14 protein-coding genes are annotated in these 13,672 nt (G+C 64.2%); 6 read left to right on the plus strand and 8 right to left on the minus strand.

All coding sequences use genetic code 11. The annotated features are described in order from the left end of the window. Positions 1-42: 42 nt before the first annotated feature. A complete protein-coding gene (locus tag IFT80_RS15300; RefSeq protein WP_192137825.1) occupies positions 43-948 on the plus strand; it encodes a response regulator in 906 nt (301 codons plus the stop codon). A gap of 70 nt (positions 949-1,018) precedes the next feature. Beyond that, the gene (locus IFT80_RS15305) at positions 1,019-1,915 is read left to right on the plus strand and encodes a peptidoglycan DD-metalloendopeptidase family protein (RefSeq protein ID WP_192137826.1); all 897 of its coding nucleotides are present in this window, start codon (positions 1,019-1,021) and stop codon (positions 1,913-1,915) included. Positions 1,916-2,056: 141 nt separating this feature from the next. Here the strand turns inward: IFT80_RS15305 and IFT80_RS15310 are convergent, their stop codons facing one another. The 3 genes from IFT80_RS15310 to phoB form a co-directional block, all read right to left on the minus strand. Next, on the minus strand, positions 2,057-3,397 hold the full coding sequence (locus tag IFT80_RS15310; RefSeq protein WP_043192150.1) for a hemolysin family protein: 1,341 nt from the start codon (positions 3,395-3,397) through the stop codon (positions 2,057-2,059). Positions 3,398-3,708: 311 nt separating this feature from the next. Next, the gene (gene phoR, locus IFT80_RS15315) at positions 3,709-4,974 is read right to left on the minus strand and encodes a phosphate regulon sensor histidine kinase PhoR (RefSeq protein WP_197975906.1); all 1,266 of its coding nucleotides are present in this window, start codon (positions 4,972-4,974) and stop codon (positions 3,709-3,711) included. A 71-nt stretch (positions 4,975-5,045) separates the two neighbouring features. Further along, the gene (phoB, locus tag IFT80_RS15320) at positions 5,046-5,735 is read right to left on the minus strand and encodes a phosphate regulon transcriptional regulator PhoB (protein ID WP_122479981.1); all 690 of its coding nucleotides are present in this window, start codon (positions 5,733-5,735) and stop codon (positions 5,046-5,048) included. Positions 5,736-5,879: 144 nt separating this feature from the next. Here phoB and IFT80_RS15325 point away from each other — a divergent pair, with 144 nt between their 5' ends. Next, a complete protein-coding gene (locus tag IFT80_RS15325; RefSeq protein ID WP_122479980.1) occupies positions 5,880-6,275 on the plus strand; it encodes a COG4315 family predicted lipoprotein in 396 nt (131 codons plus the stop codon). 54 nt (positions 6,276-6,329) lie between these two features. Here IFT80_RS15325 and ubiA read toward each other — a convergent pair whose 3' ends face one another. Continuing rightward, complete coding sequence (gene ubiA / locus IFT80_RS15330) at positions 6,330-7,220, minus strand: 4-hydroxybenzoate octaprenyltransferase (protein WP_192137827.1); 891 nt, start codon at positions 7,218-7,220, stop codon at positions 6,330-6,332. After that, positions 7,220-7,765, minus strand: coding sequence for a chorismate--pyruvate lyase family protein (locus IFT80_RS15335; protein WP_446730959.1), 546 nt, complete (start codon positions 7,763-7,765; stop codon positions 7,220-7,222). The genes ubiA and IFT80_RS15335 overlap by 1 nt, the downstream gene beginning before the upstream one ends. 180 nt (positions 7,766-7,945) lie before the next feature. On the opposite strand from IFT80_RS15335, the gene IFT80_RS15340 reads away from it, so the two are divergent. From IFT80_RS15340 to IFT80_RS15350, 3 genes are all read left to right on the plus strand, one after another. After that, the gene (locus IFT80_RS15340) at positions 7,946-8,113 is read left to right on the plus strand and encodes a rubredoxin (RefSeq protein ID WP_122479977.1); all 168 of its coding nucleotides are present in this window, start codon (positions 7,946-7,948) and stop codon (positions 8,111-8,113) included. Positions 8,114-8,331: 218 nt separating this feature from the next. After that, positions 8,332-8,613 (plus strand): HU family DNA-binding protein, encoded by a 282-nt coding sequence (locus tag IFT80_RS15345; RefSeq protein WP_122479976.1) that lies wholly within the window; start codon positions 8,332-8,334, stop codon positions 8,611-8,613. 183 nt (positions 8,614-8,796) lie between these two features. After that, positions 8,797-9,168 (plus strand): helicase, encoded by a 372-nt coding sequence (locus IFT80_RS15350; RefSeq protein WP_122479975.1) that lies wholly within the window; start codon positions 8,797-8,799, stop codon positions 9,166-9,168. A gap of 16 nt (positions 9,169-9,184) precedes the next feature. Here the strand turns inward: IFT80_RS15350 and IFT80_RS15355 are convergent, their stop codons facing one another. From IFT80_RS15355 to IFT80_RS15365, 3 genes are all read right to left on the minus strand, one after another. Continuing rightward, positions 9,185-10,582 (minus strand): aminoacyl-tRNA deacylase and HDOD domain-containing protein, encoded by a 1,398-nt coding sequence (locus tag IFT80_RS15355; protein WP_192137829.1) that lies wholly within the window; start codon positions 10,580-10,582, stop codon positions 9,185-9,187. Between the two features lie 88 nt (positions 10,583-10,670). Beyond that, a complete protein-coding gene (gene recG / locus IFT80_RS15360) occupies positions 10,671-12,746 on the minus strand; it encodes an ATP-dependent DNA helicase RecG (RefSeq protein WP_192103090.1) in 2,076 nt (691 codons plus the stop codon). Further along, positions 12,743-13,669, minus strand: coding sequence for a hydrogen peroxide-inducible genes activator (locus IFT80_RS15365; RefSeq protein ID WP_122716044.1), 927 nt, complete (start codon positions 13,667-13,669; stop codon positions 12,743-12,745). Before IFT80_RS15365 ends, recG begins: the two co-directional genes overlap by 4 nt. Positions 13,670-13,672: the final 3 nt, after the last annotated feature.

A 13,672-nucleotide genomic window follows, 5' to 3' on the forward strand; every position in this document is an offset into this window, starting at 1 on the left:
CTTGGCGAGCGGTAATGCCTGCGCGGTTTTCAGGAGCGGTCGATGAGCAAGATCAGTGTACTGGTAGTGGATGACGCGCCGTTCATCCGCGATCTGGTGAAGAAATGCCTGCGCAATGCCTTTCCCGGCATCGTCGTCGAAGATGCAGTCAACGGACGCAAGGCGCAGTCCTTGATGATGCACAACAGTTACGACATGGTGCTGTGCGACTGGGAAATGCCGGAAATGTCAGGCCTTGAACTGCTGACCTGGACCCGCGAGCAGGAAAACAGCAAGACCTTGCCCTTCATCATGGTGACCAGTCGAGGCGACAAGGAAAACGTCGTGCAGGCGATCCAGGCCGGCGTTTCCGATTACATCGGCAAGCCGTTCACCAACGAACAGCTGATGACCAAGGTCAAGAAGGCCCTGGCCAAGGTCGGCAAGCTGCAGGCATTGGCCGCCGGGGCGCCGACTCGCCAGCAGGCCGCTTCGGCCTTTGCCAACGATTCACTCAGTGCGTTGACCTCGGGCCGTGCCGAGCCTGCACGGGCTGCAGCTCCGGCGTCTCGTCCTGTCAGCCCACTGTTGGCAGGTGCAGCGCCGCCGCCTCCGCGAGCTTCAGCGCCCATGGGCCGCGGGCAGGGCCAACTGCGCTTGCCGGGTGGCAGCCAGCAGTGCGTGATCAAGGCCCTGAGCCTCAAGGAAGCGTTGCTGGTGGTACGCCGCGCAGCCGTGTTGCCCCAGGTGCTGGAGTTGGCCGTCCTGGACCTTGAGCAGGGCGAGAATGCCGAGGTGGCTCGCCTCAACGGCTACCTGCACGCCGTCGCCGCCTTCGAGCCCAAGCCCGACAGCGACTGGCTGCAGCTGACGTTCCGTTTTCTCGATCAGGATGCGCAGAAGCTCGACTACGTTTCGCGCTTGATCGCCCGTGGATCGGTGCAGAAACATTTCGTGCCAGGCGCCTGACAGATGGCACATTGCCGCTGCGCCGATACCTGCTAATCTTGGCGCTCGTTCCCCTTCAGACATCGCCCCCATGGTCTATCGCCTCCTGCTGATCTGCGGCCTGCTCGCGGCCGCCCCCATGGCTCAGGCGGCGACCGTCTACAAGTTCACCAATGCCGATGGCGTCACCTCCTATACCGACCGGCCCGTGCCCGGCGCGCGGGTCTTCGTGCTGCGCGAGCGCATCGTCGAGCGCATCGACCGGCAGGTTCGTCTGGAGGTGAAGAAAGGCAAGGGCAGCGCCAATTTCATGGTGCGCAACGATCTCTACGCGCCCGTCGAGGTCGAGCTGAAGCTGAGCAAGTTGCGCAACGTGCAAGGCCTGCCGTCCAGCAGCATCCGCCGGGTGGTGCCCGCGCGCAGCAGCGTCAGCCTGGTGGTGCTCACGGCCCAGCAGGCCGGCAAGCCGTTGGGCTATGCGCAGACGCTGGTGTCCTCGATCGGTGACCCGCAGGGCGAGGCGCATGGTTATCGCTATCCGTTCCCATGGCGCGGCGGACCTTTCCGCCTGACCCAGGGCCCGAATGGCAAATACAGCCATTTCGGCGCCAAGGGGCGCTATGCCATGGACATCGCCATGCCCGAAGGCACGCCGATCATAGCAGCGCGCGGCGGCACGGTGATCAAGGTGGAAAACGAGCAGGACAATCGCGGTGACAACCCGTCGGGCAACTTCGTGCGCATCCTCCACGAGGACGGCACCATGGGCGTCTATCTGCACCTGATGCGCGGTTCGGTCAGCGTCAGGGAGGGGCAGCAGGTCAGTGTCGGTTCAGCGCTGGCGCGCTCGGGCAACACCGGCAACAGCACCGGCCCGCACCTGCATTTCGTGGTGCAGCGCAACGTCGGCCTGGCGCTGGAATCGATCCCCTACCAGTTCGACCGGCCACTGGGCGTGCTCCCCAACTTTGCCGTCGGCGGCCAGTAGCCTCGTCGCAGGAACCACCCCCTGCGTGAGCAGACCTTTGTGCTACTGACCCATGTGGGAGCGGGTTCTACCCGCGAAGAGGCCAGCAAGGTCACTGCACAGTGCCCGGCCTGCTCGCAGCTAGTACCGACCTGCCACACATCACTCGATCTTGAGCACCTTGGCCAGGATGATCTTGGGCCCCTTCATCTTCTTGATGATGATGCGCAGCCCTTCGACTTCCAGCAGCTCTTCTTCCTCGGGCACCCGCTTGAGGGTCTCGTAGATCAAGCCTGCCAGGGTTTCCGCCTCGATGTGATCCAGGTCCACGCCCAACAGCCGCTCGACCTTGAACAGCGGCGTGTCGCCACGCACCAGCAACTTGCCGGGCTGATAGGCGAGGATGCCGCGCTCGGCCTTGCGGTGTTCGTCCTGAATATCGCCGACCAAGACTTCCAGCACGTCTTCCATGGTCAGATAACCGATGATCTTGCCGTCTGCTTCCTCCACCAAGGCGAAGTGTGCGCCGCCCTTGCGGAACTGCTCCAGCAGGCGCGACAGCGGCATGTGCCGCGATACGCGCTCCAACGGGCGGGTCAGCTCGGCCAGGTTGAACGACTCCGGCAGGTGGTCGAGTGCGGCCAGCTCCAGCAGCAGGTCCTTGATGTGCAACAGGCCGACGAATTCCTCGCGCTCGGTGTCGTACACCGGATAGCGGCTGAATTTATGCCGGCGAAACATCGCCAGGATTTCCTTGAGCGGCGCGTTGAATTCCAGGCTCACCAGGTCTTCGCGGGAGTTGGCCCAGTCGACCACTTCCAGCTCGCCCATCTCCACTGCCGACGCCAGCACGCGCATGCCTTGGTCACTGGGGTCCTGGCCACGGCTCGAATGCAGGATCAGCTTGAGCTCGTCGCGGCTGTAGTGATGTTCGTGGTGCGGGCCGGGCTCGCCCTGGCCGGCGATGCGCAGAATGCCGTTGGCGCTGGCGTTGAGCAGGTAGATGGCCGGGTACATCGCCCAGTAGAACAGATACAGCGGCACAGCCGTCCACATCGACAGCAGCTCGGGCTTGCGGATCGCCCAGGACTTGGGCGCCAGCTCGCCGACCACGATGTGCAGGTAGGAGATGACGAAGAAGGCACTGAAGAACGACACGCCCTTGATCACTTCCGGCGACTGCACGCCGACTGCGCCCAGCAGGGGTTCGAGTATGTGCGCGAACGCCGGTTCACCGACCCAGCCCAGGCCCAGCGAGGCCAGGGTGATGCCCAACTGGCAGGCGGACAGGTAGGCGTCCAGCTGGCTGTGCACGGTACGCAGGATGCTGCCGCGCCATCCATGCTTCTTGGCGATGGCTTCCACGCGGGTCGAGCGCAGTTTGACCATGGCGAACTCGGCGGCAACGAAGAAGCCGTTGAGCAATACCAGGAACAGAGCGAAAAGAATCATGCCGAAGTCGGCGAACAATGACGAAAGGGAGATGCCTGTGGAAGGGTCCATGGTGGCGTTTTACGGTGTCCGTGTGCTGGAAGGGAAGTGAGGCGATACCCGGCGCGGGTAATGTGTTTGGCAATGTAACGGCTGGGCGGGCACTTGCCTAGTGGGGTGCGCCGATAAGGCTGCCATATGCAGCGTTCTCCCAACAGACTGCAGCGCCTGCTTCGCGGCCAATGGCCGCTCCTACAGGAACACCACGATTCCCGTAGGAGCGGTCCGTGGCCGCGAAGGGCGCGCCGCGCTCCCCCCTGCAGACCGCAGCGCCTGCTTCGCGGCCAATGACCGCGCCTGCGACAGGATCGCGCCCTGCGCGGTTACCGGATCACTACCTGCACCGCCGAGAAGTGGCAGGTGAAGAGGCTGCCACGGCCCGGCACGCTGCTGATCTCCAGCGTGGCCCGATGGCGCAGCAGCACGTGCTTGACGATGGCCAAGCCCAGCCCGGTACCGCCGGTGTTGGAAGCCCGGCTCGAGTCCACTCGGTAGAAGCGTTCGGTGAGGCGCGGCAGGTGCTTGGCGTCGATGCCGATTCCCGAATCCTGGACCCGCAGATGGGCGCCCTGGGCATCGGCCCAGCAGCGCACACGGATGGTCCCCTGTTCCGGCGTGTATTTCACCGCGTTGAACACCAGATTGGAGAACGCACTGCGCAACTCGGCCTCGCTGCCCTTGAGCAGTACATCGTTTTCGATGTCCAGGCTGATCGTCTGGTTACGCGGTCCGGACAAGGCCCGCGCGTCGCTGACGATGCTCTGCAGCAGAGGCGTGACCGCCACCGGCAGGTTGTCCGAGGGGTAGTCGGTGGCTTCCAGTTTGGCCAGCAACAGCAGATCGTTGAGCAGGGTCTGCATGCGCACGCCTTGCTGCTCCATCTGCTGCAGGGCCCGGGTCCAGCGTGGATTGACGTTTTCGACGTTGTCCAGGAGGGTTTCCAGGTAGCCGGTGATCACCGTCAGCGGCGTGCGCAGCTCGTGGGACACGTTGGCCACGAAATCCTTGCGCATCTGCTCCAGCTGATGAATGCGGGTCACATCGCGCACCAGCATCAGGTGTTCGTTGTTGCCGTAGCGGGTGATCAGAAACTGCACGCGCAGGCGGTCGTTGACCGGCGAGGGGATTTCCAGAGGCTCGGCGTACTGCTCGTGCGCAAAGTATTCCTTGAAGCGTGGATGGCGTATCAGGTTGGTCACCGGTTGGCCGCTGTCCTGTGGGGTCTTGAGCCCCAGCAGGGTTTCGGCGGCGCGGTTCCACCATTCCAGGTTGCCGTCGGCGTCGAGCATGATCACCGCATCGCGCAGCGCCGCAGTGGACTCCTGCACGCGGTCGATCACGGCCTGCAGCCGCCCGCGCGCGCGCTGATCGCGGCGCTGCATGTGATAGATGCTGTCGAACACTTCACCCCACAGGCCATAACCGTCGGGCGGCGGTTGGTCGGGCTGGTGCTCGCGCAGCCAGCGGTGCAGGCGCAACAGTTGCTTGAGGGTCCAGGCCAGGTACACCGCCAGCCCCGCTGCCAGGCACCAGCCGTAGTGGCCAGTGAGCATCCCGACCAACAGGCACCCCGCCACCAGCAGCAGCATGTGACGCACCAGGGTGGCATACCAGTCTTGTTTCACGTATCGCGCATCCTTTGCTGTGAAAGCCTGCCGGTTCAGCTCTTGGTGGAGAAGCGGTAACCGGTGCCGCGCACGGTTTGTACCAGATTTTCGTAGGCGTCACCCAGGGCTTTGCGCAGGCGCCGGATATGCACGTCCACGGTGCGCTCTTCGACATAGACGTTGCCACCCCAGACCTGGTCGAGCAACTGCCCGCGGGTGTAGGCACGCTCCTGATGGGTCATGAAGAACTGCAGCAGGCGGTATTCGGTGGGGCCCATTTCGGCAGGCTTGCCGTCGATGGTGACGCGATGGCTGATCGGGTCGAGCAGCAGGCCGCCGACTTCGATCGGCGATTCGCCATCGCTGGGGCCGGCGCGGCGCAGCACGGCCTTGAGCCGGGCCACCAGTTCGCGCGGCGAGAACGGCTTGGTGATGTAGTCGTCGGCACCGACTTCCAGGCCCTGGATCTTGTTGTCTTCCTCGCCCTTGGCGGTGAGCATGATGATCGGGATATCGCCGGTCAGCTCGTCGCGCTTGAGGCGCCGGGCCAATTCGATGCCCGAGGTGCCGGGCAGCATCCAGTCGAGCAGGATGAGATCGGGTTTGCGGTCGACGATGATCGCGTGGGCCTGCTGCGCGTTCTCCGCCTCAAGGCTGTCGTAGCCTGCCATTTCCAGGGCCACGGCGATCATTTCGCGGATCGGTGCCTCATCGTCGACGATGAGAATGCTCCTGCCAGCCATTGTGCGAACCTCTTGTCATTACCCTGTCATGCGCCGCATTAGATAACGCAATTATTGCAGTCGTGTGACAGGTGTTCGAGCGTATCAAATTAGTCAGACTGTACTAAGCTGTAAATCCCTGTTCATTGAAGACGAGAAGCACTCATGAAGACTCGCACGACTTCGGCCTGGACGGCCCTGTGTGGCGCCTTGGCGCTGACGCTGTCCGGCATGGCGATGGCCGCCGATCATCCGCGCCTGGAACCGGGCAAGGCATTCGTCGATGGTCGCGGCATGACGCTCTATACCTACGCCGAGGACGAAGACGGCAAATCGACGTGCAACGCCGACTGCGCCAAGAACTGGCCGCCGCTGATGGCCGACAAGGGCGCCAGCGACGATGGCGACTGGACCGTGCTCAGCCGCGACGACGGCAGCCTGCAATGGGCCTACATGGGCAGCCCGCTGTACACCTACAAGGGCGACAAGAAGCCTGGCGAAACCAGTGGCGATGGCAAGAAGGAGAATGCCTGGCAGGTGGCGCGCCCTGTAGAAGACTGATCCGCTTCGCGCGCTACGCTGCAGCTGCCAGGGACGGCATCGACGCAACGCCCCTCAACGCAACGCATAGTCGAGCACGATACCGACGAAAATCGCCAGGCCCACCCAGTGGTTGTGCAGAAACGCCCTGAAGCAGGCCATCCGCTCGCGCTCGCGGCTGTGCCACCACTGCCAGCCGAAGCACACGGCGGCTACCGCCAGGCCTGCATGAAACCAGCCGCCGAGGCCGAACCGCGCGCCGGCCAGCAGCAGGCAGGCCAGCGCCAGCCCCTGTAGAATGACGATGATCAACCGATCGGCAGCGCCGAACAGGATGGCGGTCGACTTCACCCCGATGCGCAGGTCGTCGTCGCGGTCGGTCATGGCGTAATAGGTATCGTAGGCCACCGTCCACAGCAGGTTGGCGATCCACAGCAGCCAGGCGGCGGCTGGCAGCTCGCCGGTTTCGGCGGTGAACGCCATCGGCATGCCCCACGAGAACGCCATGCCCAGCACCACCTGTGGGTAGTAGGTGTAGCGCTTCATGAACGGGTAGCTCGCCGCCAATACCAGACCGCCGACCGACAGGCCGATGGTCTGGGCGTTGGTGCACAGCACCAGAATGAAACTGATGCTGACCAGTACGGCAAAGAACACCAGTGCCTCCTTGCTGCTGATCCTGCCGCTGACCAGTGGCCGCGCTTCGGTACGCTTGACGTGCCCGTCGACCTTGCGGTCGGCGAAATCGTTGATCACGCAGCCGGCCGCACGCATCAGCACCACGCCGGTAACGAAAATCACCAGGTTGGCCGCCGAAGGCCGGCCTTCGCCGGCGATCCACAGGGCCCACAGCGTCGGCCAGAGCAGCAGGTAGACGCCGATGGGCTTGTCCATGCGCGTGAGCTGAACGAAATCCCAGGCGCGCGGGTTCAGCCGGTTCAGCGACTTGAGCAGGCTCTGGTACATCAACGGCTCTCCACTTGGGTACGAACGGCGTGCCACAGCGGCGGCAGGAATACTTCGGCAACCAGCACTGCCAACGGCCCACGGTCGAAACGCGAGCGCCGCGCCCACAGGCCCTCGCCAGCCTGCTGCGCGGGCAGCCACCGGGCCGGGTAGCGGCAGGTCTGGATGGGGCCGCGGACGAACGCCGGGTCGCAGAACAACAGCTCGCCCAGCGAACGGTTGCCCAGCGCCTGCAGATCCAGGTCGCTGGCCTGCAGGCTGCTGCGCGCCGCCACGCTGCGGGCGAACACCCATGGCTGGCCGTGGCCGAGCAGGCAGACCTCGCGCACCCAACCCTGGCTGGCCGACGGCACACCCAGCATCAGGCACTCTTCATCGCGCAGCGGCTGCCAGTCCTGCAGCAGCACGGTGACGCCGAAATGATCATCGCTGAGCTGGACCAAGCGGCGGGTCAGGGAGCCTGGGTCGAACAGCCAGTCGTGTACCAGCGGTTCGGCATTGGCCAGGCATTGCCAATCGGGGGAGGGGTATCCTGAGTGGGGCACGGTAGTGGATCGGGTCGGCCGGAAAGACGCCGAGCTTATCATGTTTGCCAACGCCGATTGGCTGCCCGCGCCTGATGAAGCTTGCATCGCACGGCGTTGATCAGTACAAACCGCGAGAGCCGGGCGACAACGTCACACCATCGAGCGCCCGCCAGACCGCCTGAATACCAAGGGGAAATGATGAAGAAGTGGCAATGTATCGTCTGTGGCCTGATCTACAACGAAGCCGATGGCTGGCCCGAGGACGGGATCATCCCCGGAACCCGCTGGGAAGACGTGCCCGAAGACTGGCTTTGCCCCGATTGTGGCGTGGGCAAGATGGATTTCGAAATGATCGAGATCGGCTGATTGCTACCCACAGGCAGGCCCGGCGTGCGGATCGGCGCCGTTCTGTCGGAATAACCGGCATCTGGCCGCAACAAACCCGTGGCAGACACTGGCGCGCCCTCGTGCAGCGTGCCATTCTCACTCCGTCTGCCGCAGCGTAGAGCCTGCGGCGAGTTGGGCGTCGCCGTCCTCCAGGCAGCCGCCAATAAAAACAAAAACCGTCAATGAGAGGCTTCACCATGCGTAAACCAGAGCTCGTAGATGCCATTGCTGAAAAAGCGGACCTGACCAAGGAACAGGCCAACCGCGTCTTGAATGCCGTACTCGAAGAAATCACCGGCGCACTGCATCGCAAGGACAGTGTCACCCTGGTGGGCTTCGGCACCTTCATCCAGCGTCACCGCGGCGCCCGCACCGGCAAGAATCCGCAGACCGGCGAGCCGGTGAAGATCAAGGCCAGCAATACCGTTGCCTTCAAGCCTGGGAAATCTCTCAAGGACAGCGTGAACACCACCAAGTGAGGTGTCTGCTGCCGCGCCGCTGAGCGCAGTCCCATGGCACCCGGTTCGCCGGGTGCCTGCGACGTACGCGCCGCCGCCACTGCCGGCATACCTGCCAAACATCGTGCCCAGGCGTAGCCGGGCTGCCTTGGCCAAGGCATTGCCGGTACACTCGCCGGCACTTTCCCGTGCCGAGACTTCGCCATGAAATTCCGCCTTCTGCTCTGGGCCATGGGCCTGATGATGGCCCGCGCCAGCCGCAACAATCCGGCATTCGCCCAGCAACTCAAGGACAAGGACCTGGTGTTCCAGCTGCAGACACAGGACGGCAAGATCGCCCGGCACTTCACCGTGCGTGATCAACGCGTGACCAGCCGCAGCGGCAGCGTGGCGCAGCCGGCCTTCGCGATTGCCTTCAGGGATGCCGGATACGGCTACGACACCTTGCAGGCCAGCAATAAACAGCTGGCCTTCATGCAAGGCATCCAGGACAAGCACATTCAGATCAAGGGCAATCCGGCACTGGTCGTGTGGTTCCAGGGCGCGATGAAGTACCTCAGGCCGAAAAAGCGCTGAGGCACCCGCGCACCGGTCAGTCGAACTGGTGGGCCAGCTCGCGCAACAGCGCTTCGGCTTCCAGCACCTTGCTCACGACATCTTCGGCCTTGTCTCGGCTCAGCTCCAGGCGTTCGAGCAGGGCGTCCGGAATGTGTTGCTCGCCACTGCCGATACCGCGGCTGCGCAGCAAGCGGATGGCCAGGCAGACCAGGTTGGCGTAGGCGGCGTGCTCGCCGGTGTAGCCAGGGTCATGCTGAAAGCGCAGCGCCGTGCTCAGCTCTTCCGGCATTTCCCAATAGCGCATCAGCCAGGCACCCATCTGCTCGCGGGTAACACCCAGCAGGTGCTGCTCGACGAAGTCGTGTTGCAGATGCGGATTGACCTCCAGGTGGCGACAGATCAAGGAAAAATGCGGCGGAAAGACGTGGGCGAGCAGCAGGTAGCCAAAGTTGTGCAGCAGACCGGCCAGGTAAGTGAGGCCTGCCTCCGGACGACTGGCCCGAGGCATGGCACGCGTCAGGCCTTCGATCACCGCCGCGACATAGATGGACTGGTGCCAGTAGGGCGTGGCGTGCTGAGGATGATCCTTGGGCAGGCTCATGGTCTTGCCCAGGGCGAGGCCCAGCGCCAGGTTGATGACCAGGTCGAAACCCAGCACGCGGACGATGGCATCTTCCACCGAACGGATCTTGCCCGGTGACGCGTAGTAGGGTGAAGCGGCCCAGCTGACCACTTGCGCGGCCAGCGCCGGGTCGGTTTCGACCACGCCGGTGATGTCGTCGATGGTCGCGTTGGGGTCGACACGCAGCTTGATGATTTTCTGCGCAGTGGCCGCCAGCGGTGGAATCTCGATGGTCGACTCCAGGCGCTGCTGGATTCGCCGTGCAGTGAAATTCTGCACGGCGCGATCGATTTCCTGGCTGTCGTCGTCGGGGCGATCGAGGTTGGGGCGAACATTGGCCAGTGGTTCGCCAAACACGCCTGAGCTGGCCTTGGTGAGCATCTTGCGGAAATCGTTGCCGCTGATCTCCAGCCATGTACCCGGTTCCCCGGAACTGATCAGCAGTGTGGGTTCGAGCATCAGGCGCTCATCGTACAGGCACGGCGAACTGGTGAGGATCGGCAGGGCCGGGAGCACGGTCAGCTGGTGCTTGCCCAGCATCTTCATCAGGCGCTCTTCGGGCACCGCGGTGAGCTTGCGCCCAGTCAATTCGGCCAGGCGGCTGAGGTCCAGCAGCTTGCTCTGCGGAAACAGCACCATGAGCGCGCCGATCGCATCGGCCAGCAGCACGGCCTGGATCGTACGACTGGCATCGGCAGCGGTCACGTGCTTTGCGTCCACCTGGCTCCAGGCGATGCCGAAATCGTCGAGCATCTTCTGGATCACCGAGGCGGCGTGCGGAGTGACGGCTTCCAGCGCATATTCATTCATGGTCTGCATCCATTGTCCTACATTCGTCTCAGTATACTCAGCTTGTCTGGGAAACCGAGACCTCTATCGCGCAAGTTTCCGGCGCGCGTCAGACTTGACCGTATTGCTGCCCGTGGCGCAGCCAGCGTTCCAGCAGCGGCGTGACGTGCCCGGGCCAGCGTTCGATCAGCACTTGAGCAGCGTCGCGCACGGCCGGCAGCAGGTCGGCGTCGCGCATCAGGTCGGCGACCTTGAACTGCAGCAGTCCGGTCTGCCGGGTGCCGAGCATCTCGCCAGGGCCCCGCAGCTGCAGGTCCTTTTCGGCGATCACGAAGCCGTCATTGGTCTCGCGCATGATGCCCAGCCGTTCCCGGCCGATCTGCGACAGTGGGGGGTGGTAGAGCAGCACGCAGTGGCTGGCGGCACTGCCGCGACCAACCCGACCGCGCAACTGGTGAAGCTGGGCAAGCCCGAGGCGTTCCGGGTTCTCGATGATCATCAGGCTGGAGTTGGGTACATCGACCCCGACTTCGATCACCGTGGTAGCGATCAACAGCTGCAGTTCGCCGGCCTTGAACAGCGCCATCACCGCGGCCTTCTCGACCGGCTTCATGCGCCCGTGGATCAGTCCGACGCGCAGCTCGCCAAGGGCCAGGGTCAGCTCTTCGAAGGTACTCTGCGCGGCCTGGCAGGTCAGCTCTTCGGATTCCTCGATCAAGGTGCAGACCCAATAGGCCTGGCGGCCCTCGGCACAGGCGGCGCGCACCCGCTCCACCACTTCCGGGCGACGACTGTCGGCCACCAGCACCGTGTTGACCGGCGTGCGCCCGGGTGGCAGCTCGTCGAGCACCGAGGTGTCGAGGTCGGCGTAGGCGCTCATGGCCAGGGTCCGCGGGATGGGCGTGGCGGTCATGATCAACTGGTGCGGGCACAGGGTGCCGCCCACGCCTTTCTGCCGCAGCGCCAGACGTTGCTGCACGCCGAAACGATGCTGCTCATCGATGATCACCAGGGCCAGGCGGGCGAACTGCACCTCGGCTTGAAACAGCGCGTGGGTACCCACCACCATGGGCGCGCCGCCGACGATACGCTCCAGTGCACTGACCCTCGCCTTGCCCTTGAGCTTGCCGGCCAGCCACGCGACTTCGATGCCCAGCGGTTCGAGCCAGCGCTGGAAGGTGATGAAATGCTGTTCGGCGAGAATCTCGGTCGGCGCCATCAGGGCCACCTGATAGCCCGCTTCCAGCGCTTGCAGTGCCGCGAGGGCCGCCACTACTGTCTTGCCCGCACCAACGTCGCCCTGCACCAGGCGCAACATAGGCTCTGGCTGGCTCAAGTCGTAGGCGATCTCGGCACCCACGCGACGTTGAGCGCCGGTTGGCGCAAAACCCAGGTTGTCCAGATAGCGCCCCGGCAGGTCTTTGGCCAGGGGCAGGGCGGGTGCGCGCTGGGCACGCAGGCTTTCGCGCAGGCGTTGCTGCGAAAGCTGATGGGTCAGCAGCTCTTCGAAGGCCAGGCGGTGCTGAGCCCAGTGATGACCGACCGCAAGCTCCTCGAGATCGGCGTCCGGTGGTGGACGATGCAGGTAGCGGATCGCTTCGTCCAGCGGCGCCAGTCGATGCTCGCGCGCCAACTCCAGGGGCAACCAGTCGGGCAGGCTGCGCGGCCCCAGCAGGTCGAGGGCCTGCTGGGACAACTGACGCAGACGCTGCTGGGTCAGGCCTTCGGTGGTCGGGTAGATCGGCGTCAGGTTCTGTTCGACCGGAATGTCTTCTTCACCGGTCAGGACGCGGTATTCGGGGTGGTAGATCTCCAGCCCCGAAGCGCCGGGCCGCGCTTCGCCGTAGCAACGCAGGTGCGTGCCGCGCTTGAGCGCCTCCTTTTGAGCATTGCTGAAGTGATAGAAGCGCAGGCTCAACGAGCCACTGCCGTCGCCCAGGCGCACCAGTAGGCTGCGCCGCTTGCCCATGGACACGTCGGCACCACTGACTACACCTTCGATGACCGCATCCTGGCCGGGATGCAGGGCGCCGATCGGCACCACGCGGGTACGGTCCTGATAGCGCAGGGGCAAGTGGAACAACACGTCCTGCAGGTTTTCAAGACCGACCTTGGCGAGTTTTTCCGCCATGGCCTCGCCCACGCCCTTGAGCGCAGTGACCGCTACCTGAGCCAGCTCGGTCATGGCGTGTCGCGGCCCACCGGTTTGGCCACCGAACACAGGCGGATCGAGTCGGCGAGGATCTCGATCGCCTTGGGTCGCGGGAAGCTGGCGCGCCAGGCGATGGCCACGGTGCGGAACGGCGTCGGCGGGGTCAGTGGGCGGACTTCGATGATGCCGGGGGCGTAGTGATGGCTGTCGACTGCCGACAGCGGCAGGATCGAAACACCCAGGCCCGACGCGACCATGTGTCGAATGGTTTCCAGCGAACTGGACTCGACGGTGGTGTGCTTGGCACCCTCCGAACCCTTGGTCAGGGTGGGGCAGGCTTCCAGCACCTGGTCACGGAAGCAGTGGCCTTCACCCAGCAGCAGCAGGCTCTTGTCGTTGAGCAGGCCCGAGTCGATGGTTTCCTTGCGCGTCCACGGGTGGTCGGCAGGCATCAGCACGTAGAACGGCTCGTCATAGAGCGGCAAGGTCAGTACATCGGCTTCATTGAACGGCAGCGCGATGATCACTGCGTCCAGCTCACCGTTGCGCAGCTTGTCGCGCAGGATGTGAGTGAAGTTTTCCTCGATGTACAGCGGCATCTGCGGCGCAACGCGGTGCAGCTGCGGAATCAGGTGCGGGAACAGGTACGGGCCGACGGTGTAGATGGCGCCGACCTTGAGCGGGGCAGTCAGCTGGTTCTTGCCGGCCTGGGCCAGTTCGCGAATGCCCTGGGCCTGCTCGAGCACCTTCTGTGCCTGGGCGACGATGCCTTCACCCACCGGGGTCAGGCGCACGGCGCTCTTGCTGCGTTCGAAGATCAGCACGCCGAGCTCGTCCTCGAGCTTCTTGACGCCTACCGACAGGGTAGGCTGGCTGACGTGGCAGCGTTCGGCAGCGTGGCCGAAGTGTTGTTCCTGGGCCAGGGTAACGATGTAGCGCAATTCTGTGAGGGTCATAAC

This window comes from Pseudomonas sp. CFBP 8771, from assembly GCF_014841695.1.
Classification (GTDB): domain Bacteria; phylum Pseudomonadota; class Gammaproteobacteria; order Pseudomonadales; family Pseudomonadaceae; genus Aquipseudomonas; species Aquipseudomonas baltica.